Origin of the sequence: Streptomyces sp. NPDC047315, assembly GCF_040643215.1 — a bacterium.
GTDB lineage: Bacteria > Actinomycetota > Actinomycetes > Streptomycetales > Streptomycetaceae > Streptomyces.
Window position 1 is genome coordinate 1 of sequence record NZ_JBEYTZ010000049.1, and the last position, 22,567, is coordinate 22,567.

Consider the following 22,567-nt stretch of genomic DNA (forward strand, 5'->3'; position numbering starts at 1 on the left):
GCTGTCTGAACTCGCGCGTCCGCGTCAAGAACGACCGCCGCTTCCTCGACAAGATGCTGAAGAAGCACGCCGACGCGTTGGAGGGCGCCGACGCAGGTGGGTATGGGTTACGGGCCTTCCAGGGCGGACCTTCCGGGATCAGGCTCGCGCTGCGGGCCGGGAGCCCGGCAGACAGCCGGGCTCCCAGCCCTCCTCGGCACGGTCGAGTGCGGAAGCCCGCCCGACCACCGGATGCCGCCGCGCCACGCCCTCGATCATCCCGTCCTCGATCGTCGTCAACGACTGCACAACAGCCTCCTTGAGTACCGGGCCGGCCCGGCGCGCGACGACGGGCACCCCCGCGGGCGTCGTCACGACGAACGGGCCGGCTGGAACCGCATCCCCTGTCCCCCACAGCGTGCCCGCGCGGGGCAACCCCGTCATTGGCGTCGAGTGGCGCGTTCCTTGATGCAGAGTGGACTGCACGAGCCGTTCGGACGTACAGAAGGACCGCACCCAGGAAGCGGTGGACGCGAGCGGGCCCCGCCCCGTGGTCCCACGGCCACGCGTCGCACCCCCGTTGCCCGTCGAACTGGAAAGGACCCGCCATGTCCCGGACGCCGTCCCCCGCTGGCTCATCGGAAGCGCCCCTGCCCACCGCCGTGTACGCCAACGGCCACCTGGCCGCGAAGGACCGCTTCGACCACTGGCGCACACTGCTGAGCAGCACCCACGCGCCGATGGAACTGCACAGCGACCGCGCCGACGACTTCCGGGCGCGCCAGCGCGTGATCGCGCTCGGGGACGTGACGGTGTGGCCGGCGGCCTTCCCGCCGGTGCTGTTCCGCCGTACGGACAAGCTCATCCGGCAGTCGGACCCCGAAAGCTACCACCTGACGCTGATGCTGCGCGGCAGCGGGGTCGCCGACTGGCGCGACAGGACGCTGCGGACAAGCCCGGGCACCTTCCACACCAGCGACTCCTCGCGGCCGGTCGAGATCCGTTCGTCCGCGGAGCGGGGGCGGATCCTGATGGTCGGGGTCGAGGTGCCGAAGGCCGTGCTGCCGCTGTCCCGACGGCTCGCGGACCGCGCCGTCGGGCTGCCCGTCCCGGACGACCGGGGGGTCGGCGCCCTGCTGACGCACTTCCTGCGGCACCTCGTGCGCAACCTCCCCGAGTACCGGCTCGCGGACGGGCCGAGACTCGGGACGGTCGTCGCGGACCTCACGGCGGCCGTGCTGGCTCAGGCGTCGGACGACGACCGGGCGTTGCCGCAGCACACCCGGCGGCACACGACCGTCCTGCGGATCAGGGCGTTCATCGAACAGAACCTGGGCGACCCCGCCCTGACCCCGTCGCTGGTGGCCGCGGCGCACCACATCTCCACGAGCTATCTGCACCGCGTCTTCCGCCACGAGGACGTCACCGTGGGGGCGCTGATCCAGCGCAGACGGCTGGAGCGCGCCCGGGCCGAACTCGTCGACCCGCACCGGGCGGACGAGCCCATCCACGCCGTCGCGGCGCGTTGGTGTCTGACGGCAGCCGAATTCAGCCGGTCCTTCAGGAGCGCGTACGGCATGACGCCCGGCGAGTACCGACGGCTGACACTGCACGGCGATTGAATCCTCCCCTCCCTGAAGGAGGGGATTCCTGGCTCAGGCTGCCTGCGGGAGTAGCGCTCCCGCAGGTCTTGTGCCCTCGGCACCAGCCGGGTTGAGACCGGCCCGGACCAGCATCACGCGCGCGGAGTTCTTGTCCCGAGGGGAAACGACTCCGCACGCGGTACAGGTGTAGGTACGTTCCGAAAGAGGAAGTGCGTGCTTGGTTCTCGCTCCGCACGACGCGCAGTCCATGGTGGTGTGCGCGGGACGCACCAGGCGCACATCGCGCCCGTGCTTGCGGCCCATCTCGACAAGTGCCGTCCTGGTGGCACCGATCGCCGCGTCGGCGGCCTTACGGGCCATGGTGGTCTGCGCGAGGAACTTCGGCCGGAAGTCCTCAACCGCAATCGCGTCGTGGTCGCGCACCACGCGCTTGGCCCACCTGCGGGCAGTGTCCTGCCGCTGACAGGCGATCTTCGCGTAGAGCTTGGCGCGCGAACGAGCTGTACCAGTGGCCCACCGCATCGCGGTACACGCGCACCGAGGATGGCGCGGCGGGCAGATCACGCGACCACACCACCGTCAACACGATCCCACCCGCCAGATGGAGACGGCCGTCCTTCAGCCGGAACCCGCGCTGCGTGTAGTTCAGCGTGGGCAGCGCCTCACGCTTCTTCTTCGGCCGGGGCATCCCGGCCCGCCGGTGCATGGGCAGCCCGTCCTTGACGTCCTTCAGCTCCCCGCCCTGAAGGACGGGGCATCCTGAGAGAAGCCAGGTGACGCTGTACGAGTGCCACCGTCCGACGTGGGCCTTCGGTGCTCGACGGGCGCTTCAGGCCGTGGACGGTCTCGCGTCGGGCCAGTGGCTGGTGCGCCAGGCGCGTTCGCGGTCGGCGGTGGCGGCGGTGGCAGCGGTGACGGTGGGGTGGACGGCGAGCGCGGTGGGCAGGTCGCCGTGGACCGGGATGCGGGGTCCTCCCTCGTTGGGGACGAGGGAGCCGTCAGCGGGGATGGCGGCGAGGTGCAGGGGGCGCTCGTGGCTGGCGAGGAGACGGGCTGCGCGGATGATGGCTAGTTGGCCGTCCGTGGACCAGCCGCGCAGTTGGGTCAGGTCGAGGATGACCGGTCCGGTGCCGCGGGCGGCCACCCAGTCGATGGCGCCGTGGAAGCGTTTGACGGCGTCCGGTCCGAGGTGGCCGGACAGGGACAGGACGCCCAGACCGGGCCGGGTGGTGTAGCGCCACTCGATCGTCACGGCTCTCCTACCTTCGTCTAGGGGGCTGTTCACAGGGGCAGGGTGATCCAGATCGTCTTGCCGTTGCCGTCGCCGTCGGCGCGGACCACGGCGGTGCCGCCGAGGTCCGTGGTGAGTTCGGCGACGGTGGCGAGGCCGCTGCCGGGCGCGGCGGCGTGCAGCGGCGGCTGGTAGGGGTGGCGGTCGTGCACGGCGAAGGCGAGGGCGTCCCGGCCGGCGGCGAACAGCACGGTGAGGTTGTCGCAGGTGACGGCGGCGTGCCGAACGGTGTTGGTGACCAGTTCGGAGACGATCAGCAGGGCCGGGCCCACGCTCGGGTGACCGGGGGATATCCCCCACTGCGTCACGATCTGCTCGGCGGTCTCGCGCGCGAGGCGCACGGACTTCCCCGTGGCGGGGAGGGCGACGACGAGTCGCTGCGGCAGGTCTTCCAGACCGGAGAACATCATCGGGCCCTCACCGGGTTGCTTCGGTAGCGGATCGCGGGCCGGGCAGAGCACTGACGGGCAGTAGTCCGGTCCGTTGCAGGTGTGCGCGGGCGGCGGCGACCGCGTCGGGGGTGGTGGCGTGCACCCGTCCGTCGCGCCGCAGCGGATCGAGCGCGCCGACGGCGTCCAGGGCCCGCCGCTGGGCAGGGTGCACGCCGCAGGCCAGCACCACGATGCCCCGGCGGTGGAGCTCGTCGATGGCGTCCTTGAGGGCGAGGGCTCCGGTGGCGTCCACGGTGGTGACGCGGGACATCCGCAGGACCACCACCCGGACGTCGGCCACCTCGGACAGCTCCACGAGGAAGCGGTGGGCCGCGGCGAAGAAGAGGGGGCCGTCGACGCGGTAGGCGACGATGTGCTCGCTGAGCAGGGCGTGTTCCTCGTCGCTGTGGTCGTCGGGCAGGTCGGCGCGGATGTCGATCCGGTCCAGACGGGCCTGGCGGGCGACGGCCCGCAGGGCGAGCGCACCGGCCACCGCCAGGCCGATGACCACCGCCCACACCAGGTCGAGCACGAGGGTCGCGACCGCGGTGAGGACCAGGACGAGGGCGTCGGCGCGGGTGACGCGGGCCATCGCGCGCAGCGCACCGACCTCCACCATGCGGACGGCGGTGGCGATGAGCACTCCGGCCAGCGCCGCCAGCGGGATCTCGGAGACGAGCGGGGCGGCGGCGTAGACGATGGCGGCGAGCACGGCGGCGTGCACCAGCGCGGCGAGCCGGGAGACGGCGCCGCTGCGCACGTTGACCGCGGTACGGGCGATGGCGCCGGTCGCGGGCACCCCGCCGAACAGGGGCGCGGCGATGTTCGCCACGCCCTGTCCGAACAGCTCCCGGTCCGGGTCGTGCCGCTGCCCGACCGTCATGCCGTCGGCGACCTGCGCCGACAGCAGCGACTCCAGCGCGGCGAGGGCCGCGACCGCGAGGGCGGGCGCGAGCAGCGGTCCGAGCGCGGAGAGGTCGAGGAAGCCGAGGGAGGGGGCGGGCAGACCGGACGGCAGGGTGCCGATCACGGCCGCCCGGTCGAGGTGGAACAGCTGGGCGATCGCGGTGGCGGCGATCACCGCGACGATCGAGAACGGGACGGCGGGGCGCCAACGCGCCCCGAGCAGCATCACCGCGGCGACGCCGGCGGCGAGCGCGAGGGCGGTCCAGTTCGGCGCGGCGACGAACTCCCGGACGGCGTGCCAGCTCACCGCGATGACCTTCTCGCCCTCCGCTTCGACGCCGAGGGCGTTGGGGAGTTGCTGCAGGCCGATCACGAGGGCGATGCCGAGGGTGAACCCCTCCACCACGGAGGCCGGGACGTACGCCATGTACCGGCCGGCCCGCAGGGCGGCCAGCGCCAGCAGCACCGCCCCGGCGAGCAGGCCCACGGTGAGGACGCCGGCGGGGCCGTGCTGGGCGACGATGGGCACCAGGACCACCGTCATCGCCCCGGTCGGCCCGGAGACTTGGAGGTTCGAGCCGCCGAAGACCGCGGCGAGCGCACCGGCGACCACGGCGGTCGCGAGCCCCGCTTCGGCGCCGAGTCCTGAGGAGACGCCAAAGCCGAGCGCCAGCGGCAGTGCGACGATCGCCACCGTCAGCCCGGCCAGCAGGTCCCGCTTCGGGTCGCGGGCCAGCACCGCCAGGTCGGCGCGGGAGGGCAGCAGAGAACGCGCCCGGGCGATGCCGCGGGCCCCCATGGTGCTCAACGGATCGTTTCCTCAACTTCCCGCGACTCGGCCGACAGCGGAATCCGCATCGCCCACACCCCTCCTCGCCGTCGACCCCGCGCCGGCGCTCGACCGGAGGGCCGTCGGCCGCCGCTCGCGGCGGACTCCCCACGGAAGCCCCGGGCCATGATGTAGGGAATTGCAAAACTTTGCAATTCGACAACAGTGACGGGCCGCGGCCCCGTCGAGGGATTCGACCGCCACCCACCCTGGGGGTAGGCTTGAAGAGTTCTTCAATTCCTCAGGCGAGGTGCACTCCCCATGAAGCCCGCGGTCCCGCTGTACCAGGCGAAGGCGGAGTTCTTCCGCATGCTCGGCCACCCCGTCCGCATCCGGGTCCTCGAACTGCTCCAGGACGGCCCGATGCCGGTCCGCGACCTGCTCGCCGACATCGGGATCGAGCCTTCCAGCCTGTCCCAGCAGCTCGCGGTACTCCGGCGCTCGGGCATCGTGACCGCCACCCGCGAGGGCACCACCGTCGTGTACGCACTGGCCGGCGGCGACGTGGCCGAGCTGATGCGGGCGGCCCGCCGGATCCTCACCGAAATGCTCACCGGCCAGAGCGAACTGCTGGCCGAACTGACGACCGCGGACCAGCGAGGAACCTCATGAGCGAACGTCCCGCGAAGGACGACGAGGTCGCGAAGGCCGGCAGGGCCGGCGAGGGCGGCGAGACGGACCGGGAAGCGTGGCTGGAGAAGGGGGTCGCGCTCCGCGTCTTCTTCTACATCTTCGGCACGCACCTCTTCGCCGGGTTCATCTGGATCCTCTTCTACGTGGGCGAACGCGCCAAGTAGCAGCGGGCGTTGCCCCTGCCGCCACACCGCTTCCGCTTCCGCGAGGGCTATCCGCCCTTCGCGTTCCTTCGGTACTGCCGCTGCTGGCACGCGCGCGAGCAGTACGTACGACGGCGCCCCCGCGCCGAGCGTGCGAAGGGTGCCGAACAGACGGCGCAGCGGCCCTCAGCGGCGGGCTTTTCGTCACGCGAAGGCTTCTTTTCCACACGCTGCCGCGGGGGCGAGGTGCGGCCGGTGACGGACCGGGCCGCCGCGACGAGGCCCTGGGCGGGGACGAGCCCGCGCGGGGTGTGGTGCATCAGTTCCCCGTCGAGTTCCGTGCACTCGTTGACGATGTCGCCGTCCGGGCACTGGGCCAGGTGCAGCAGGTACGCACGGGCGCCCTGCAGCCGTTCGATCTTCTCTTCGATCACCCGGGCGTGCCGCCGCACCGTCTCCTGCCAGTCCCCGTCCCTGCTGCCCGAGGTCACGACGGAAGCCTCGTCGAGGGGCATCGCTCCGGTGACGCAGCACAGGTAGGCGAGGCCGATGCGGCGGAGTTCGGTCTCCGTGTAGACCCGTCGGCCCCTCACCCGCGGCGGGGCGGGGAGCACCCGTTGGGACTCCCACCACCGCAGGGCCGAAGGGGCGAGGTCGTAGAGGGCCGCAGCTTGGCCGATCGAGACGCCTCGGAGATCGCTCATGCAGACATTTGACATCAAGTCGCCTTGAAGACTCAAGATCTTGTGAGGTTAGGCATACCTTGCCACACCTCATCGGGGCCGCGGAGGTGGTTTCCGGACATTTGGGGTCAGGGCTGAGAACCGGTGGCGAGGGCGAACTCCGGGGGAGGAACACCAACATGAGCACCACGGCACCAGCACGTGCGGTCGCGGCGGCGTAGCCGTCCGCGGGCGCGGACCCGCCGCCCGGGCTGGCGAAGGCAGGAGCGCTGGCGCGACTGCTCGCGCCGGTCCGGGGCCACCTCGTGGTCTGCGCGGTCCCCTCGTCCCTGAGCGCGGCGGCGGGCCTCGTGCCGTACGTCGCCGTCGCCGAGATCGCGCGGGCCCTACTCGACGACCCGTCGGGCGCCCGCGCGGCCGTGTGGACCTGGGTCGGCATCGGCGCCGCGGGGGCCGGCCTCGGCTGATGCTGCTCGTGCAGACCTCGCGCGTCGGCCACTACGCGGACGCGAAGGTCCTGCACGAGTTGCGGGTACGGATCGTGCGGCCCGGTTCTTCGACGTCGACGCGGGAGCGGTCCGCATCGGCGGCGTCGACGTGCGCGAACTCGACCCCGGCGTCCTTCTCGACGAGATCGCCATCGTCTTCCAGGACGTCTACCTCTTCGACGACACCATCGAGAACAACCTGCGCCTCGCCCACCCGGGCGCGACGTGGGACGAGTTGGCGCGGGCGGCGGGCGCCGCGCGGCTGGACGAGGTGATCGAGCGGCTGCCCGACGGGTGGCCCACCCGGGTCGGCGAGGCCGGCGCCCAGCTGTCGGGCGGCGAACGCCAGCGCGTGGCCATCGCCCGCGCGATGCTCAAGCGGGCCCGCATCGTGCTGATCGACGAGGCCGGCTCCGCGCTCGACCCGGAGAACGAGGCGGCGATCACGCAGGCCATCGCCAATCCGGGGAACGACCCCGACCGCACGGTCATCGTGATCGCGCACCGGCCCGCCACGCTGGCCGCCGCGGACCACGTGGTCGCACTCGACGACGGCCGCGTCGTGGAGGCGGGCACGGCCGCGGAACTGCTGTGCAGGGGCGGCGCGTTCGCCCGACTCGTCCGGAGTTACGAGCGGGCCCGGCACTGGCGCATCGGGCAACGCGGATGAGCGCCGGCGAGTTGCCCCCACGCAGCGGACGGAAGCCGCTCCCGCCCCGCCGTCTCGTGCCGGCCCTGCGCACGGTGGCCGTGCGTCAGGGCCACAGCGCCCGACGCTCCCAGGCGCCGTCGCGGTCGGGGCGTTCGTAGCGCAGCCGGGTGTGGAGGCGGTCCTTGTCCGCCTGCCAGAACTCGATCCGGATGGGGACGAGGGTGTAGAGGGTCCACTCCGGGTCGACCAGGTCGGGCTCCGCCTCGATGCGGGCCAGCGCCGGGCGCAGGGCGCGGTCGCGCTCCGCGGGTTCGGCGAGGTGTTCGCTCTGCCGGCCCAGCAGCGCCTCGGCGCGGGCGGAGGGCGAGCGGGCCAGCAGGTCGGCGGCGCTCTGCTCGGGGGCGGCGGGCTCGACGTCGCCGCGGACCCGGACCTGGCGCCCGAGGAGGGGCCAGTAGAAGGTGAGGGCCGCGTGCGGGCGGGCGGCGAGTTGGCGGCCCTTGGGGCTGCGGGCGTGCGCGGCGAACTGCCAGCCGGCGTCGGCGCCGGCGTCCTCGATGTTCTTGAGGATGAGCACCCGGGCGTCCGGGACGCCGTCCTCGTCGACCGTGGAGAGGGTCATGGCGTGCGGGTCGGGGGCGCCCGCCGCGACGGCCGCCCGCAGCCAGTCGAGGAACAGTGCGACGGGGTCGGCCGGGGCGGCGGCCGGGTCGAACTCCGCGAGCGGGCCTGCGAACACGTCCAGGCTCCGCAGCCACTGCCGTACGTCCACCGGCTCGGCCGCACCGACACCGGCACCGGCGTTCGCGGGCGCACTGCTCGTACGGTCCAGGTACACCCACGCGCGGGTCCCCGAGCTCAGGGTCACCTCGACGCGGGCGTAGTCGTCGACCTCGTAGGCGTCGGCCGCGGCGAGTTCGGCGTCGCTGATGGCGAACACGCTCCCTTCGACGGCGTCCTGTGCGTCCGGGGACGCGACGACCATCGGGTGGCGGTCGGTGCCGCTGGCCCGGATCACGTCGGGGTCGGTGATCAGGACGGTGGTCGTGCGGTGGCCGGGCAGGGCGTCCGGGGCGCCGTCGAGGAGTCGGCCGAACTGCGAGAGCTGGACTTCGGGCAGTTGGAGCGTGCCGTACGAGAAGAGGCGGTGGAGGGGGCGTTCGGCCATCGGACGTGACTCCTTCGCGGGTGGGCGGTCAGGGGGTGCGTGCGCACTCGGCGGCCAGGCGCAGGCTTTCGTCGACGGCGTGCGGGACGTCGACGACGGGGAACAGGGCGTGGCGCACGGTGCGTTCGGCGTCGGCGACCAGGATCAGCCGCTTGTGCCGCAGCCGGCCCGCGCCGCGGAAGGTGGGCAGTCGCAGGGCCGCTGCCAGTCGATGGGCGGCGTCGGAGAGCAGGGCGTACGGCACCTCCTCGGCGCGGGCGAACGCGGCCTGCTCGTGGGCGAACTGGGTGCTGACTCCGCGCACGTCCACGCCGGCCCGCCGGAACGTCGGCCAGGCGTCCCGGAAGAGTCGGTTCTCCAGGGTGCAGCCGTGGGCTCCGGGGATCGGCGGATCGCCCCAGTCGACCCCGGTGCCGGGGTAGGCGAACAGGACCGTGGCGCGGGCTTCGGCGGAGATCAGGGGCAGTTCGGCGGTCTCCTCGCCCCGGGTGCTCGGCAGCGCGAGGCCGTCGGGCAGCTCGGTGCCGACCAGGGCGTGGACGCGGGCGTGCTCCGAGCCGTCCTGCGCGCTGATCGCCGTGAGACTGCCGTCGCCGAGCATCCAGCGGTCGCCCCAGTCCTGCATGGCGACGAGCAGCGGCAGCAGCGCGGCCCCGGCGTCGGTGAGCAGGTACTCGTAGCGCACCGGGCGTCGCTGGTAGAGGCTGCGGCGCAGCACTCCGCGGGCGACGAGCCGGCCGAGCCGCTCGGTGAGCACGTTCCGCGACAGGCCGATCTCGGCGGCGAGCGCGTCGAAACGGACATGGCCGCGGGCGATCTCGCGCAGCACGAGCACGTTCCACCAGTCGCCCAGGACGACGGCGGCCTGGGCGATGCCGCAGGTCTCGTCGGCGTTGTGCATCCTCATGGGCCCATAGTAGGTTCATTTTCAGGACCCACTTTGTTCCATGAAGAAACTTATCCCGTCGTGATGTGTAGCGCGGCGGATCGAACGTGAGGAGTCGCGGCGTGCCCGTCGTCATCAACCGGATCGTGGGACGCGAGATCATCGACAGCCGGGGCAACCCGACGGTGGAGGTCGACGTCGTCCTCTCGGACGGGTCGCTGGGCCGAGCGGCCGTCCCCTCGGGCGCGTCCACCGGGGCGCGCGAGGCGGTGGAGCTGCGCGACGGCGATCCGACCCGCTTCCACGGCAGGGGCGTCAGGCGCGCGGTCGACGCCGTGAACGACTCGATCTCCGACGCGGTGGTCGGCCTCGGCGCCGACGACCAGGCGACGGTCGACGCGGCGCTGATCGACCTGGACGGCACCCCCGACAAGGGACGGCTGGGCGCGAACGCGATTCTCGGCGTCTCGCTGGCGGTGGCCAAGGCGGCGGCGGCCTCCCACCGCCTGCCGCTGTACCGCTACGTCGGCGGGATCGACGCCCGGCTGCTGCCGGTGCCGATGATGAACATCGTCAACGGCGGCGCCCACGCGGACAATCCGCTCGACTTCCAGGAGTTCATGATCGCCCCGATCGGGGCGGCCGACTTCGCCGAGGCGGTCCGCATGGGCTCGGAGGTCTTCCACACCCTGCGGAGCAACCTCGTCGCCGCCGGCCACAGCGTGAACGTCGGCGACGAGGGCGGCTTCGCGCCCGATCTGCGCACCGCCGAGGAGGCCCTGGACTTCGTCGTGCGCGCGATCGAGCAGACCGGCTACGCGCCCGGCACCGACTTCACACTGGTGATGGACCCGGCCGCCTCCGAGTTCTTCCGCGACGGCGCGTACGAGTACGCGGGCGAGGGCGTGCGCCGCTCCCCCGCCGAGCACGCCGACTACCTGGCGTCGCTGGTCGACCGCTACCCCGTCGCCTCCATCGAGGACCCGATGGCGGAGGACGACCACGAGGGGTGGCGCGCGCTCACCGCGCGGCTCGGCGACCGCTGCCAGCTCACCGGGGACGACGTCTTCTGCACCAACGAGGCGCTGTTGGCGGCCGGCGTCCGGGACGGGATCGCCAACTCGATCCTGGTGAAGGTCAACCAGATCGGCACCGTCACCGAGACCCTGGCCACCGTCGCCACCGCGCACCGCGCCGGCTACACCGTCGTCATGTCGCACCGCTCCGGGGAGACCGAGGACACCACGATCGCCGACCTCGCGGTCGCCACGGGGTGCGGCCAGATCAAGACCGGCTCCCTCTCGCGCGCCGACCGCACCGCCAAGTACAACCAACTAGTCCGCATCGAGGAGGAGCTGGGCGCGCAGGCGCGGTACGCGGGGCGCCGGGCGCTGGGGCTACGAGGCTGACGCAGCGCGCCGCCGCCGCGCCTCCCCGCTGCCGGGTCGTCGAGGCGTTCCGAATCCTTCCGTCGTCGGGGCGCCTCTCATGGGGGTACGGACGAACGGGCCGTACACGAACCGGAGGTAGTCATGATCACGGGTGCCGTCATCGGCGGAGCCGTCCTTCTGTGCGCCTGCACCCTCTTCTTCCTGCGTCGCCGGGGGAACCGCCGTGGCTGACCGCGCCTGGCCCGGCGACCAGCTCATCGCCGCAGCCCAGGACGGCGACGGGGAGGCCGTGGCCGCCCTGGTGTCCGGGTCCCATCCGCACGTACGGCGGTTCGCGCACTCCCTGTGCGCCACCCCGCAGGACGCCGAGGACGCCGCACAGGAAGCGCTGATCATCCTGTATCGGAAGATCGGGATGCTACGGGCCTCGGGCGCGCTGGCCTCCTGGATGTTCCGGATCGTCCGCAACGAGTGCCTGCGCCGCACCCGGCTGATGCTCCGCGGCTCCGCGCCGCTGCCGGACAGAGCCGTCCCCTCGTCGGAGGACGACGTGCTGCTGCGTCTGGAGGCCGAACTCGTCGCCCGGGCCATCGCCGCGCTCCCCGCCGACCAGCGGCGGGTGCTGATCATGCGGGACGTCCAGGGCTACAGCGGCCGGATGACCGCCGACGCCCTCGGTCTGAGCACGGCCGCGATGAAGTCACGGCTGCACCGGGCCCGGGCGACGGTGCGCGAGGCGCTGCGACCGGCGCCCGATGCGGACGCCGCGCCGCCGGCCGCACCCCGGGGAGGTGGTGGACGTGCGTGAGTCGGGCGACTTCGCCAGCGCTTCGGTACCCCGCCACCTGGCGCGCGGCGCCGCCGGGTTCGGCTCCCTGGCCGCCTCGGTGCTCCTGATCCCGGTCACCGGACCGGTGAGCCTGCTGCTGGCCCCGGTGGGGCTGTTGGCGCTGCGCGGCTGCCCCCTGTGCTGGACCGTCGGCCTGGCGCAGACCCTGTCGCGCGGCAGGCTGCGGCGCAGCTGTGAGGACGGCCGCTGCGAGCTGACCGTGGCCGCACGGAGTCCGGCGCAGGTGGAGTGAGCGCCGCGTCCGCCGTCCGGGCGGGGCTACCGCGGGCCGTTTTCCAGGACGCGGTCGATTGCCACCCGCCCCGCGGGGCCCCATGCCGGTTTGCCGCCGGGCAGGCCGCGGTCGCCGTTTTGGCCCATGAGCAACAGGAACAGGGCCTTCAGGGCGGCCAGCCCGCGGGCGCGTCGGATCGTTCCCTCGTCCGCCTGCGCGTATGCGGCGAAGAAGGGGGAGGCGGCGCCGGCGGGGAGGAGGACCCAGGCCGCCGCGAGGTCCCAGGCCGGGTCGCCGGCGAACATGTCACCGAAGTCGATCACGCCCGCGAGGGTCCCGTCCGAGACGACGACGTTCGCGGGGTGGAGGTCGCCGTGCACCCACAGCGGCGGGCCCTCCCACTCGGGTGCCGCGCACGCGTCGTCCCAGACGGCCCGGACGGCGTCGGCGACGTCACGGGGGAGGGCGTCGGGGACGACGGCGTGGAAGAAGTGGTCGAAGCCGTCGGTGCACTTCTTGGGGTGGTCGCCGCGGTCCGCGCTGATCGGCGCGTCGTCGGGCGCGGGCACGTGGAGCGCCCTGAGGAAGCTCGCGAGCGCGGCGGCTGCGTGGTCGCCGCGGCTGATGGCGGTGCGGTCCAGCGGTTCGCCGGGGACCCAGGACATGACGGTCCAGGGCTTCGGGAAGCGCGCGGACGGTTCACCGGTCCGTACGGGCTCGGGAACGGGGAGCGGCAGGCGCGGGGCGAGGACGGGCAGCCATCGGGCCTCCTTGCGCAGGAGGTCCGGGGCGCCTTCCGTGCGCGGCATGCGTACGGCCAGGTCGTCCCCGAGGCGCCACATCTGATTGCCCCAGCCGCCCGCCACTTCGCGGACGGCCAGTCCTGCCAGGTCCGGATGTTGTTCCTGCAGGAGGTCGTGGACCAGGTCTGCGGTGATCTCGATCTCGGAGTCGGTCATGCGAAGCCACCCTACGGGGGTGGGGTCGCGGCTTCGCGCGGGGCCGCTCGGCGTCCGGGCGGCCCCGCGCGGACGGTCAGGGCGCTTCGGGTCTGCGGGCCACCAGGCAGGCGTGCGGCCTGTTCACCCGCCCGGCGGGCGCCTGCTCCAGTCGCGCGGTGACGGCGAGCCCGGCCCGCTCCAGCAGGCCGACCACGTGGTCCAGGGGAAGGAGGTGCGACTCGTAGGAGACCCGACGGCCGTAGACATGGGTCGGCTGGAGCCGTTCATCGCCGACGTAGTCCCCCCAGAGCAGGTAGCCGCCGGGCGCGAGCGCGCGGTGGAACTCGGCGAACACCGCCGGCAGCGCCTGCGGGGGCGTGTGGTGGGTGGAGTACCAGGCCAGGATGCCGCCGAGCTCGCCGTCCGCCGTCTCCAGCGCGGTCATCGAGCCCTCCGCGAACCGCAGGTCCGGGTAGGCGTCGCGGGCCAACTCGACCATCTTCGGCGACAGGTCGACACCGAAGGCGGACACCCCCAGCCCGGCCAGGTGCGCCGTGATGCGACCGGGGCCGCACCCCAGGTCGGCGACCGGCCCGAGTCCGGCCGACCGTACGAGCTCGGCGAACCCCGCCAGCATTGCGCGGGACAGCGGGTCCAACGCGGCGGGGGGCGGGATGCGTTCGACGTAGTCGGCGGCGACCGTGTCGTACGACTCGCGGACGGCGGTCAGATAGGAGGGCTCGGCCATGCGGGCGACCCTAGTCCCCCGCGTCTTTGGCCGTAGCCGCGCCGTGTCCCTGCGGGAGCGTCGGTCTCTACCGGCCCGTCTGTGGCTTGTCGCGCAGTTCCTCGCGCCCCTGATTCGCTACCCCCGTCACTCGCCTACCGGCTGAAGACGGAGGCACTTAGGGGCCCGAAGAACTGCGCGAACAGCCACCGACGGGCCGCAGACGCATCAACCCAGCTCGCCGCACGGCACAGCCGCGCCGTGGGCGGGGCAGGCGTGGGATCGGGCGCTTGACGCTGTCGGCCATCCGGCGAATCCGTGATACTAATACCGGTATAAGTATTGGGCAGGCAGTGAGGCGAGGAGCGCCAGCACATGGTTGAGATCAAGACGGATGCCGCGATGGACGCGATGCGGGAGGCCGGGCGCGTGGTCGCCCGCGCCCTGGCCGCGGTCCAGGACGCGGCCGACGTGGGGGTGTCTCTGACGGAGCTCGACGAGGCGGCCCGCGCGGTGTTGGCCGAGGCCGGCGCCACCTCGCCCTTCCTCGGGTACCAGCCGTCCTTCGCCCCGGTCCCCTTCCCCGCGGTGATCTGCACCTCCGTCAACGACGCCGTGAGCCACGGCATCCCGACCGACTACCGGCTGCGCGACGGCGACCTGGTGAGCGTCGACTGCGGCGCCCTGCTCGACGGCTGGGCCGGTGACGCGGCCGTCAGCTTCACCGTCGGAACGCCCCGCCCCGCGGACCTCGACCTGATCGACGCCACCCGACGGGCCGTCGACGCGGGCATCGCCGCCGCCCGGGTCGGCGGTCGCATCGGCGACATCTCCCACGCGATCGACGCCGTCGCCCGCAAGGCGGGCTGCGGCATGCCCGCCGACTTCGGCGGCCACGGCATCGGCCGCAGCATGCACGAGGACCCGCATGTCCCCAACCGCGGGCGCCCCGGCCGCGGCTTCCCCCTGCGGCACGGCCTGGTGCTCGCCATCGAGCCCATGCTGATGGCCGGAGGACGCGACAGGTACCGCACCGACGTCGACGGCTGGACCCTGCGCACCACCGACGGCAGCCGCGCCGCCCACTTCGAACACACCGTCGCCATCACCGACCGGGGCCCCCGCGTCCTCACCCTGCCCTGACCGCACCCCGTCAGGAGGCCGGAGTCGACACGGCGGTGTTCTGCCCCGCCACGATCTTCCAGCCCTCCGGGCGCTCGGCCACGACGTAGAGCGTCGACCCGCGGAGACCGTCGGTGGGGCCGCCGGTGGCGTCGGTGGGCGTCTGGACCACGTTCACGGCGATCACCCCCGGGGCGACCTCCAACAGCTTGACGACGTCGTAACGGGCGAAGGAGTCGCGGAGGAACCCCTTCAGCGCCGGAGCGCTGAACTCGGCGATCGCCTCCCGACCGTCGAGCCGGGTGCCCATGGCGTTGGACCAGGACGCCTCGACGGCGAACTGCTCGCTCAGCGCGCTCGGGTCCTTGGCGTTGAACGCCTCCTCCAACGCCTTCACCACCCCGGACACCGCCTCCCGCACCTGCGGCGACACCGCTCCCACGACGAGTACCTCGTTGGTCATGACCGTTCCTTCCAGCGGGTGTTCCGGACTGCGTCCGGGGCGACCGCGTCGGCCGCCGGACACCCATCCGACAACCTCAAGCATGATCGAGGTCAAGTGCGTTCGGATCGGCGCCGGTCCCACCCGAGGGGTCGGCCGCGGCCGTGAGTCGCAGGAGCCGGGGCGGCGGCGGTCAGTAGTCGCGCTGGTGGAGGAGTTCCCCGCCCGCCGGGACCGTCACAGGGCCGCGTCCCGGGCCCGGCGGAAATTGCCTACCGCGGCGGCCGGAGAAACCGCAGACTCGCTGCATGACGGAGATGGGGGCGTTCCGGGCAGCGGTGACGGCGTGGGCGGCCGGTGGACCCGGCGGGCCCGCGCGCGAGTTGGCCGCGGCGCTGCGCGTACGGACGGCGGTCCTGTTGGAGGGGCCGAGCGACGTCGCCGCGGTCGACGCGCTTGCCGCGCGCCGCGGCCGGGACCTGGCGGCCGAGGGGGTGTGCGTGCTGTCGATGGGGGGCGCCATGAGCGTGGGCCGGTTCGCCGGCCTCCTCGGGCCGCCCGGTCTGGGGCTGCGGCTGACGGGGCTGTGCGACGAGGCGGAGCGTCGCTATTACGCGCGCGGCTGGGAGCGGGCCGGTGCGCAGCCGGCCGGTGGGGAGCCGGAGTTCTTCGTCTGCACGGCGGATCTGGAGGACGAGTTGATCCGTGCGCTGGGCACGGCACGGGTCGAGGAACTCGTCCGGGCGCAGGGCGATCTGCGTCCCCTGCGGACCTTCCTCCAACAGCCCGCGCAGCAGGGCCGCACGTCCCGGCAGCAACTGCGCCGCTTCTTCGGCACGAAGAAGGGCCGCAAGATCCACTACGGTCGGGTCCTCGTCGAGGCGCTGGACCTCGATCGCGTCCCCGCCCCGCTCGACGACCTGCTCACCGGACTGTGACCGGCGGCCGGCGCAGGCGTACGGCGAGCGCGGCCATGGCGACCATGAGCGCGGGCAGCACCAGCATCGCCGTACGGATGTCCGTCGCCTCGGTGAGGAAGCCGATGACGGGCGGTCCGGCGAGGAAGCCGACGTAGCCGACCGCGGAGACGGCGGCGATGGCCGGGCCGGGGCGTTCGGGGCGCAGGTCGGCGGCGTGGCTGAAGACGACCGGCACGACGGCTGCCATGCCCAGCCCCAGCAGGCCGTAGCCGACGAAGCCGGCGGTGGCCGTGGGGACGGCGACGGGGACCGCGCCCCCGACGGCGGCCACCGCCGCGCAGCCCGCGGTGAAGCGGGCCGTGCCGACGCGGGGCCGGATCCGGTCGGCGGTCAGCCGGCCGATGACCATCCCGGCCGAGAAGACGGCGAAGCCCGCGCCGGCAGCGCCCGCGGACGCGCCCGTCGCCTCGTGCAGATAGACCGCGCCCCAGTCGTTCACGACCCCCTCCCCCATCAGCGCGCAGAAGCCGACGAGGCCGGGTATCCACAGCCCGGGACCGGGCAGGGCGAGCAGCGGTCCCGGCTCCTTCCCGGCCCGTTCTTGCCGCTGCGGCTCGGGGGCCAGTGCGGTCACCGCAGCGCCCGCCACCGCGCACAGCGCCACCGCGGCGACGGGGAAGTGCGCACCGGTGCCGACGCCGGCCCAGGCAGCGAGCCCGCCGACGCCCGCTCCGACGATGCCGCCCAGGCTGAACATCGCGTGGAAGCCGCCGAGCACGGGGCGCCCGTAGGCCCGTTCGACCAGCACGCCCTGGGTGTTCATGGCCACGTCGACGGCGGTGTTGCCGCACGCGAAAAGCGCCAGGGCCGCGGTGAGCAGCGCGAGCCCCGGCGCGAGTGCGAGGCCCACGAGGGCGGTCAGGTACGTGGCCATGCCGGCGCAGAGCACCGTACGGCTGCCGTACCGGGCGACCAGGCCGCCCATCAGCGGCAGCGCGAGGAACGCCCCGCCGCTCAACCCCACCAGCGCCACCGCGAGTTGCCCGGCCGAGAGGTCCAGCCGGTCCTGCACGGCGGGAACGCGGGAGGCCCAGGTGGCGAAGGCGGCGCCGGTGACGAAGAAGACCGCGCTGACGGCCAGCCGCATCCTTCTCAGCCGTCGCAGCGCCGGCGTGGCGGTGGTGGTGCCGGACCGGGCGGACCCGCTTGCCTTCGACACGGCCATGCCGACGCACCTACCCCCGAGTGCGCCGGCGCACTCCCGGCGCCTCAGGGACGCCGGTTGCCGCGTCAAAGGGCCTCGGGCTCGTGGGCGGACGTGACGACGCCCGCCAGGTCCGGGCCCGCCTGCAGCAGGGCCACGGTCCGTACGGCGATCTGGTCGAGCCGTCGGCTCAGCACGTCCCGGGCCTCGTCCAGGCCGTCGAGCCGGTGCAGGGACGCCATGGTCTCGCGCACCGCGGGAACGCCGTAGCCGGCGCTGCGCAGCGCCACGACGATCCTGGCCGCGCGGATCGCGGGGAGCCCGTAGCGACGGGCCCGCAGGGACGTCACCCGCTCGGGGGCGACGAGCCCTTCCTGCTCCCAGAACCGCAGGGCCGAAGGGCGTACGCCGAGAGCTCCGGCGAGCTCCGTGATCGTCATCCAGTCCCCCTCGCCCTCGTCAACGCCCTCGCCGGGGTGCTCGCCCTGGTGCGCGGGCCCGGCCCGGTCAGCTTCGGCCCCGATCGCCTCCAGCGCCCTTTGGGCGCGCAGCGCCTCGGCACGCTCCCGCGCCAGCCGGACGTGCGCCTCGTTGATCGCCGACGCCGCCTCCGCCACCGTCCGCGTGCGCAGCTCGGCGAGCACCTGCCGGGCCTCGACCGGCCCCACCGCGCCCGCGAGCCCCCGATAGGCGCGCAGGGCCCGGAGGTGGATCGGTGCGTAACACCGGTACCCGTTGCTCGATCGGGCGGCCGGCGGAATGACCCCCAGCCGCTCCAGGTCACGGACCTGTTGGAGCGAGTACCCGGTCGCGCGCGCGACGTCGACCGTCCTCAGCGGCGTCTGCGGAGCACCGCTCACCGACCCGTCCATGGACCAACCCCACATAAGCACTTGAAGGTCACGCTTGAACCATGAGTATGGAACAGATCATCGCGACCGTGCGCGGCTTCGAGGGCGCACTCGTGCTCGTCCCCACCCGGGACGGCGACTTCCCCGAGTTGGCGTGGGGCGACACCTTCTTCTACTGCGCCCCCGACGGCGAGGTGCCGCACGGCGTCCAGCCGTACGGGACGGTCATCACCAAGGACTACCCCGACGACACCGCGTCCGACCTCGATCCGCCGGGCCGCTGGCGCGTGAACGTCCGCGTCGACCGGGCCGCGTTCCGGGACCTCACCGGGGAGGAGCCGCGCGGTCTCCGCCTCCCCCGCGACCACGCCGCCACCGATCTCGTACTGCCGCACCCGGTGTACGGCGCGCTCGGCTGGGTCTGCGTCGTCAATCCCGGCGAGCGGACGACGGACACGGTCATACGGCTGCTGCGCGACGCCCACGCCGCCGCCCGCGCCCGCCTCGCCCGGCGAGGTGCGGGCGAGCGCTGATGGCGCCGATCCGGAACGCGTAATTCCCACACTTCCGGAGAATCCGTTCGCACCACCTGCCCCAGAATGCATTGCGCGCCAGTTCGATAATGTCGCGGAATGACAAAAGCAACGTTGACGGAATATCGCCTAGCTGACCCATCTCCACGATTTCTACAGTGAATTCGACCGCGATATTCCGTCGAGCAGGAGGCACCGTGAATTCGACCATGAAACACCTACTGAGGTCTTCGGCGGTGCTGGGCGGCGCCGCGCTGCTCACCATCACCACGGCCACGTCCGCCTCCGCGACCGTCCTCAGCCACGGCGACGACCGCGCGCAGGCCACGGCCTACGCGATGCGCGCCTACGACGGCGAGCGGGACGGGAACGGGGTGTACGCGGACGCCTACCTGGCGAACGGCGCGCACGTGTCCCAGTGGGACGGCAACGGCGCCGACGGCAACTGGGGCCCCTGGATCGCGCTCGACTCGCGGATCACGAAATTCCGGGTCTGCGAGGACCACAAGGGCTGTTCCGGCTGGCACAACAACCCCAGCTGACCTCACCCCTTGAGCTCCCGAGCAAAGCGGGCAGTCGAGACCGACTGCCCGCTTTCCTTTGACCCCGTAATTCGAACTGAACTTCTTGGGAAATTCCGTTCGATGGCGAATGGAGTGTGGGCGCCACACGCGGCTGTGCGGCACGATGGAGCCGTGCCCACCACGTCACGCACGATCGAGTTGACCGAGGACGAACTCCGGCAGATCGCCGGTTACGCAGCCGACTGCGCGCGCCGGGTCCTGTCGATCTTCGAGCGGAGCCGTCCAGCCGACACCCGCCCCCGCGACGCCGTCGCCGCGGCGGACGCCTTCGCCGCGGGCGGCCGGCGCACCGGCGCGCTGCGGCAGAGCGCGTGGGCGGCGCACCGGGCGGCGCGCGAGGCGGAGTCGCCGGCCGCGGTCGACGCGGCGCGGGCGGCGAGCCTCGCCGCTGCCGCCGCGTACCTCCACCCCACGGCCAGCGCCCACCAGGTGCGGCACGTCCTCGGCGCGGCGGCGCACGCGGCGCGGGCGGAGGAGTTGGCGCACGAAGAGGACTGCGGCGCCACGGTGGTGACCTTGGAGTGGGCGCGGAGGCACGCGCCGGCGGCGGTCACCGCGGTGCTCGACCGGCTGCCGGCGGCGCCGAACGGCGGCGGGCGCGTGGGCGAGTTCCTCCGCGACCTCGACGCGACGCTTCGCACCTGAGGGCTGTCCGCAGAGCCCCGCGCGGCCCTGTGCCTTCGGACGTAGCCGCCGTTTCCCTGCGGGAGCGTTGGTCTCTGCAGCCCGGTGGTGGGCTTGTCGCGCAGTTCCCCGCGCCCCTAAAAGCCTGTGCCCCAGCCCGCAGACGAATGCCGGGGGCAGCGAAACAGGTGGCGCTGGGGGTCCCCCCACGCCCTTCGGGCGTGGGGGGCGGAACTGCGCGACAAGCCACGGGCGGGCGCGCACCCCGTCCCGCCCGCTGACAGAAGTCGGCAAGAGACCGGGAGCCGGGGCGACGCGGGCGGGACCATCGACGCATGACAGAACCTGCTGCCCGCCCCACCGGCACGGCCGCGATGACCGAGGTCTTCGACGCGGTCTACCGCGGCGAGAGCCCCTTCGGCGAGCGACCGCCCTGGGACACCGGCGGGCCGCAACCCGCCTTCGTCATCCTCGAAGAGGCGGGGCTGATCAGCGGCGCAGTGCTCGACTCCGGCTGCGGCAGCGGTGAGAACGCGCTCTATCTGGCCGCTCGGGGCCACTTCGTGACGGGGCTCGACCTGGCGCCCACGGCGATCTCCATCGCCCGCGACCGCGCGCGCGAACGCGGCCTCGACGCCACCTTCGACGTCGCCGACGCCCTCGACCTCTCCGGCTACGAGGGCCGCTTCGACACCGTCGTCGACTGCGGGCTCGCCCACACCTTCGGCCCCGACCAACTGCGGGCGTACGCGGCGGAGCTGCACCGCGTCTGCCGCCCCGGCGCGCTCGTCCACGTGCTCTCGATCAGCGACCGCGGCTCCGCCGTGATGCAGGCCCGGCTCGCGGAGGCGATCGAGGGGATACCCGCGGGCCCGCCCGACGACGACTCCGCCCCGCACGGCCCGCACCGCTCCGCCGACGACCTGGCCAAGGGCTTCGCCGACGGCTGGACGGTCGAGTCCCTGACCGACACCACCATGCACGGGCTGCTGCCGTCCGCGTCGGAGCCCTTCGACATGCCCGCCTGGCTCGGCCGGTTCCGTCGCGTCTGAAGGGGATGACTCATGAAGGTGCCCACGGTACGCGCGCTGCTGCGGACCCTCTCGTCCTCCTCGCCGTCCAACCGGGCGGCCCGGCGGACGGGGCCGCGGGTCGGCAAGGCGCTCGACTCGCCGCAGTGGAGCGCCGTCACCCAGGTCGCCTCCCGCTTCGGCGTCGTCTACTCCGGGCTCTACTGCCTGACGACGCCCCAGATCCTGTTGAGCGTGATCGGCGGCGGGCTGGGGCACCGGCAGAAGGCGGCCGACGCCTGGGCGAAGGTCTGGGCGATCCGTCCCGTACGCCAGTGGGTGGCCGCCCGCGTCTTCGACACGACGGTGGGCGACCACTTCGACGGCGGTGACAACCGGTACGCGTGGGTGGGGCAGTTCTGCTGGCTGACGGCCGCCGCCGCGGCCACCGGGCTCTGGTCCGCGCTCGACCGCCACCGCCCGCGCACCGGCGACGTCACCTCGGACGCCAGGTTCCGGCTGCTGGTGCGGATGTGCCTGGCGGGGCAGATGTTCCACTACGGCGCCGCCAAGGTCGTCCCGCTCCAGTTCCAGCTGCCGCTGGCCAAACTCGTCGAGCCGTTCGGCAACTTCAGCCCGATGACCGCGCTGTGGTCGCAGACGGGCGCGTCGAAGCCGTACCAGGTGCTGCTGGGGTGCGCGGAGATCGCCGGCGGCCTGCTGCTGCTCCTGCCGAGGACGACGACGCCGGGGGCGTTGCTGTGCGCGCTGGAGCTGACGCAGGTCTTCATCCTCAACATGACCTACGACGTCCCGGTGAAGCTCCACTCGCTCCATCTGCTCCTGCTGAGCCTGGTGCTGCTGGCGCCGGAGACGGCCCGTCTGGTCGAGTTCTCCCTGTCGCGGCGCGAGGTCCGGCCGGCCGTGAGCTCGGAGCTGTTCCGCACGCGCCGTGCGAACCGCATCGCCGCGGCGGCGCAGGTCGCCGCCGGACTGTGGATGCTCGGCGCCCAACTCCGCAACGACCGGAGGTTTTGGACCGCCTTCGGGCCGGGGCGCGCGAAGCCGGAGCTGTACGGCATCTGGAACGTGGACGCGTACGAGTGCGACGGGCGCGACCGGCCGGCGCTGACGACCGACGGCCGGCGCTGGCGGCGGCTGGTCGTGGAGTCCGTCGACGTCGTCACGGTCCAGCACATGGACGACTCGTTCGACCTGCACGCCGCCACGATCGACATGGCGGGCCGCTCGATCACCCTGCTGAAGATGACCGATCCGCAGTGGAAGGCGACGCTCGCGCTGGTGCGCGTCGGGGACGACCGGCTGACGCTGGAGGGCGACGTGGACGGACACCACGTGCGACTCCGGCTGAGCCGACTGGACCTGGACTCCCTGCCCCTGGTCGGCCGCGGCTTCAACTGGGTGCAGGAAAGCTCTTCGCTGCGGTAGGCGTCCTCGGCC

The 22,567-nt window shown here is 73.1% G+C and carries 26 protein-coding genes and 3 pseudogenes; 15 read left to right on the forward strand and 14 right to left on the reverse strand.

The window, feature by feature from the left end; all coding sequences use genetic code 11:
- Nucleotides 1-138: 138 nt before the first annotated feature.
- The gene (locus tag ABZ842_RS35520; RefSeq protein ID WP_361546771.1) at nt 139-288 is read right to left on the reverse strand and encodes a hypothetical protein; all 150 of its coding nucleotides are present in this window, start codon (nt 286-288) and stop codon (nt 139-141) included.
- Between the two features lie 299 nt (nt 289-587).
- Here ABZ842_RS35520 and ABZ842_RS35525 point away from each other — a divergent pair, with 299 nt between their 5' ends.
- Nucleotides 588-1,601: a helix-turn-helix domain-containing protein gene (locus ABZ842_RS35525; protein ID WP_361546774.1), complete on the forward strand. Its 1,014-nt coding sequence runs from the start codon at nt 588-590 to the stop codon at nt 1,599-1,601.
- Nucleotides 1,602-1,634: 33 nt separating this feature from the next.
- On the opposite strand, the pseudogene ABZ842_RS35530 reads toward ABZ842_RS35525, so the two are convergent.
- From ABZ842_RS35530 to ABZ842_RS35545, 4 genes and pseudogenes are all read right to left on the reverse strand, one after another.
- Nucleotides 1,635-2,316 (reverse strand): annotated as a pseudogene (locus tag ABZ842_RS35530) (transposase); the annotation flags it as partial.
- A gap of 96 nt (nt 2,317-2,412) precedes the next feature.
- Complete coding sequence (locus ABZ842_RS35535; protein ID WP_361546776.1) at nt 2,413-2,835, reverse strand: STAS domain-containing protein; 423 nt, start codon at nt 2,833-2,835, stop codon at nt 2,413-2,415.
- Nucleotides 2,836-2,864: 29 nt separating this feature from the next.
- Nucleotides 2,865-3,281 carry an ATP-binding protein gene (locus ABZ842_RS35540; protein WP_361546854.1) on the reverse strand — a complete coding sequence of 139 codons (417 nt, stop codon included), beginning with the start codon at nt 3,279-3,281 and terminating at the stop codon, nt 2,865-2,867.
- Between the two features lie 10 nt (nt 3,282-3,291).
- Nucleotides 3,292-5,010: a SulP family inorganic anion transporter gene (locus ABZ842_RS35545; protein ID WP_361546857.1), complete on the reverse strand. Its 1,719-nt coding sequence runs from the start codon at nt 5,008-5,010 to the stop codon at nt 3,292-3,294.
- 291 nt (nt 5,011-5,301) lie between these two features.
- Here ABZ842_RS35545 and ABZ842_RS35550 point away from each other — a divergent pair, with 291 nt between their 5' ends.
- On the forward strand, nt 5,302-5,652 hold the full coding sequence (locus ABZ842_RS35550) for a metalloregulator ArsR/SmtB family transcription factor (protein ID WP_361546779.1): 351 nt from the start codon (nt 5,302-5,304) through the stop codon (nt 5,650-5,652).
- Nucleotides 5,649-5,837: a DUF6126 family protein gene (locus ABZ842_RS35555; protein ID WP_361546782.1), complete on the forward strand. Its 189-nt coding sequence runs from the start codon at nt 5,649-5,651 to the stop codon at nt 5,835-5,837. The genes ABZ842_RS35550 and ABZ842_RS35555 overlap by 4 nt, the downstream gene beginning before the upstream one ends.
- A gap of 47 nt (nt 5,838-5,884) precedes the next feature.
- On the opposite strand, the gene ABZ842_RS35560 is transcribed toward ABZ842_RS35555, so the two are convergent.
- Entirely contained in the window at nt 5,885-6,520 is a 636-nt protein-coding gene (locus ABZ842_RS35560) for a MerR family transcriptional regulator (protein ID WP_361546785.1), read from the reverse strand.
- Nucleotides 6,521-6,804: 284 nt separating this feature from the next.
- Here ABZ842_RS35560 and ABZ842_RS35565 point away from each other — a divergent pair, with 284 nt between their 5' ends.
- Both ABZ842_RS35565 and ABZ842_RS35570 read left to right on the forward strand, forming a co-directional pair.
- Nucleotides 6,805-6,966, forward strand: coding sequence for a hypothetical protein (locus ABZ842_RS35565; RefSeq protein WP_361546788.1), 162 nt, complete (start codon nt 6,805-6,807; stop codon nt 6,964-6,966).
- A 79-nt stretch (nt 6,967-7,045) separates the two neighbouring features.
- Nucleotides 7,046-7,657: pseudogene (locus tag ABZ842_RS35570) on the forward strand (ATP-binding cassette domain-containing protein); the annotation flags it as partial.
- Nucleotides 7,658-7,742: 85 nt separating this feature from the next.
- Here the strand turns inward: ABZ842_RS35570 and ABZ842_RS35575 are convergent.
- The 3 genes and pseudogenes from ABZ842_RS35575 to ABZ842_RS35585 form a co-directional block, all read right to left on the reverse strand.
- On the reverse strand, nt 7,743-8,393 hold the full coding sequence (locus ABZ842_RS35575; RefSeq protein WP_361546860.1) for a pyridoxal 5'-phosphate synthase: 651 nt from the start codon (nt 8,391-8,393) through the stop codon (nt 7,743-7,745).
- A gap of 84 nt (nt 8,394-8,477) precedes the next feature.
- Nucleotides 8,478-8,807: pseudogene (locus ABZ842_RS35580) on the reverse strand (gamma-glutamylcyclotransferase family protein); the annotation flags it as partial.
- 28 nt (nt 8,808-8,835) lie between these two features.
- Nucleotides 8,836-9,714 (reverse strand): winged helix-turn-helix transcriptional regulator, encoded by an 879-nt coding sequence (locus tag ABZ842_RS35585; protein ID WP_361546790.1) that lies wholly within the window; start codon nt 9,712-9,714, stop codon nt 8,836-8,838.
- A 101-nt stretch (nt 9,715-9,815) separates the two neighbouring features.
- On the opposite strand from ABZ842_RS35585, the gene eno reads away from it, so the two are divergent.
- The 3 genes from eno to ABZ842_RS35600 all read left to right on the forward strand — a co-directional run bounded on the left by eno (nt 9,816) and on the right by ABZ842_RS35600 (nt 12,166).
- Nucleotides 9,816-11,102, forward strand: coding sequence for a phosphopyruvate hydratase (eno, locus tag ABZ842_RS35590; protein ID WP_361546793.1), 1,287 nt, complete (start codon nt 9,816-9,818; stop codon nt 11,100-11,102).
- Nucleotides 11,103-11,307: 205 nt separating this feature from the next.
- Entirely contained in the window at nt 11,308-11,892 is a 585-nt protein-coding gene (locus ABZ842_RS35595) for an RNA polymerase sigma factor (RefSeq protein WP_361546796.1), read from the forward strand.
- On the forward strand, nt 11,840-12,166 hold the full coding sequence (locus tag ABZ842_RS35600; RefSeq protein WP_361546799.1) for a hypothetical protein: 327 nt from the start codon (nt 11,840-11,842) through the stop codon (nt 12,164-12,166). Before ABZ842_RS35595 ends, ABZ842_RS35600 begins: the two co-directional genes overlap by 53 nt.
- A gap of 26 nt (nt 12,167-12,192) precedes the next feature.
- Here ABZ842_RS35600 and ABZ842_RS35605 read toward each other — a convergent pair whose 3' ends face one another.
- Together ABZ842_RS35605 and ABZ842_RS35610 are read right to left on the reverse strand one after the other, a co-directional pair.
- On the reverse strand, nt 12,193-13,107 hold the full coding sequence (locus ABZ842_RS35605) for an aminoglycoside phosphotransferase family protein (protein WP_361546802.1): 915 nt from the start codon (nt 13,105-13,107) through the stop codon (nt 12,193-12,195).
- A 76-nt stretch (nt 13,108-13,183) separates the two neighbouring features.
- Complete coding sequence (locus ABZ842_RS35610) at nt 13,184-13,837, reverse strand: class I SAM-dependent methyltransferase (RefSeq protein ID WP_361546805.1); 654 nt, start codon at nt 13,835-13,837, stop codon at nt 13,184-13,186.
- Between the two features lie 354 nt (nt 13,838-14,191).
- Here ABZ842_RS35610 and map point away from each other — a divergent pair, with 354 nt between their 5' ends.
- The gene (gene map / locus ABZ842_RS35615; RefSeq protein ID WP_361546808.1) at nt 14,192-14,959 is read left to right on the forward strand and encodes a type I methionyl aminopeptidase; all 768 of its coding nucleotides are present in this window, start codon (nt 14,192-14,194) and stop codon (nt 14,957-14,959) included.
- A gap of 10 nt (nt 14,960-14,969) precedes the next feature.
- Here the strand turns inward: map and ABZ842_RS35620 are convergent, their stop codons facing one another.
- Nucleotides 14,970-15,401 carry an SgcJ/EcaC family oxidoreductase gene (locus tag ABZ842_RS35620; RefSeq protein WP_361546811.1) on the reverse strand — a complete coding sequence of 144 codons (432 nt, stop codon included), beginning with the start codon at nt 15,399-15,401 and terminating at the stop codon, nt 14,970-14,972.
- Between the two features lie 287 nt (nt 15,402-15,688).
- On the opposite strand from ABZ842_RS35620, the gene ABZ842_RS35625 reads away from it, so the two are divergent.
- Nucleotides 15,689-16,318 carry a TOPRIM nucleotidyl transferase/hydrolase domain-containing protein gene (locus tag ABZ842_RS35625; RefSeq protein ID WP_361546814.1) on the forward strand — a complete coding sequence of 210 codons (630 nt, stop codon included), beginning with the start codon at nt 15,689-15,691 and terminating at the stop codon, nt 16,316-16,318.
- On the opposite strand, the gene ABZ842_RS35630 is transcribed toward ABZ842_RS35625, so the two are convergent.
- Both ABZ842_RS35630 and ABZ842_RS35635 read right to left on the reverse strand, forming a co-directional pair.
- Nucleotides 16,305-17,525, reverse strand: coding sequence for an MFS transporter (locus ABZ842_RS35630; protein ID WP_361546817.1), 1,221 nt, complete (start codon nt 17,523-17,525; stop codon nt 16,305-16,307). The two genes, ABZ842_RS35625 and ABZ842_RS35630, sit on opposite strands and share 14 nt — an antisense overlap.
- A gap of 65 nt (nt 17,526-17,590) precedes the next feature.
- Nucleotides 17,591-18,376: a MerR family transcriptional regulator gene (locus tag ABZ842_RS35635; protein ID WP_361546820.1), complete on the reverse strand. Its 786-nt coding sequence runs from the start codon at nt 18,374-18,376 to the stop codon at nt 17,591-17,593.
- 47 nt (nt 18,377-18,423) lie between these two features.
- Between ABZ842_RS35635 and ABZ842_RS35640 the strand changes: the two genes are divergently transcribed.
- From ABZ842_RS35640 to ABZ842_RS35660, 5 genes are all read left to right on the forward strand, one after another.
- Nucleotides 18,424-18,888, forward strand: a complete 465-nt coding sequence (locus ABZ842_RS35640) for a DUF6194 family protein (RefSeq protein ID WP_361546863.1) — start codon at nt 18,424-18,426, stop codon at nt 18,886-18,888.
- A gap of 209 nt (nt 18,889-19,097) precedes the next feature.
- On the forward strand, nt 19,098-19,430 hold the full coding sequence (locus tag ABZ842_RS35645) for a hypothetical protein (RefSeq protein ID WP_361546823.1): 333 nt from the start codon (nt 19,098-19,100) through the stop codon (nt 19,428-19,430).
- Between the two features lie 153 nt (nt 19,431-19,583).
- On the forward strand, nt 19,584-20,117 hold the full coding sequence (locus tag ABZ842_RS35650) for a putative immunity protein (protein ID WP_361546826.1): 534 nt from the start codon (nt 19,584-19,586) through the stop codon (nt 20,115-20,117).
- Between the two features lie 314 nt (nt 20,118-20,431).
- The gene (locus ABZ842_RS35655) at nt 20,432-21,148 is read left to right on the forward strand and encodes a class I SAM-dependent methyltransferase (RefSeq protein WP_361546829.1); all 717 of its coding nucleotides are present in this window, start codon (nt 20,432-20,434) and stop codon (nt 21,146-21,148) included.
- A gap of 12 nt (nt 21,149-21,160) precedes the next feature.
- A complete protein-coding gene (locus ABZ842_RS35660; protein ID WP_361546832.1) occupies nt 21,161-22,555 on the forward strand; it encodes a DoxX family protein in 1,395 nt (464 codons plus the stop codon).
- Nucleotides 22,556-22,567 lie beyond the last annotated feature (12 nt).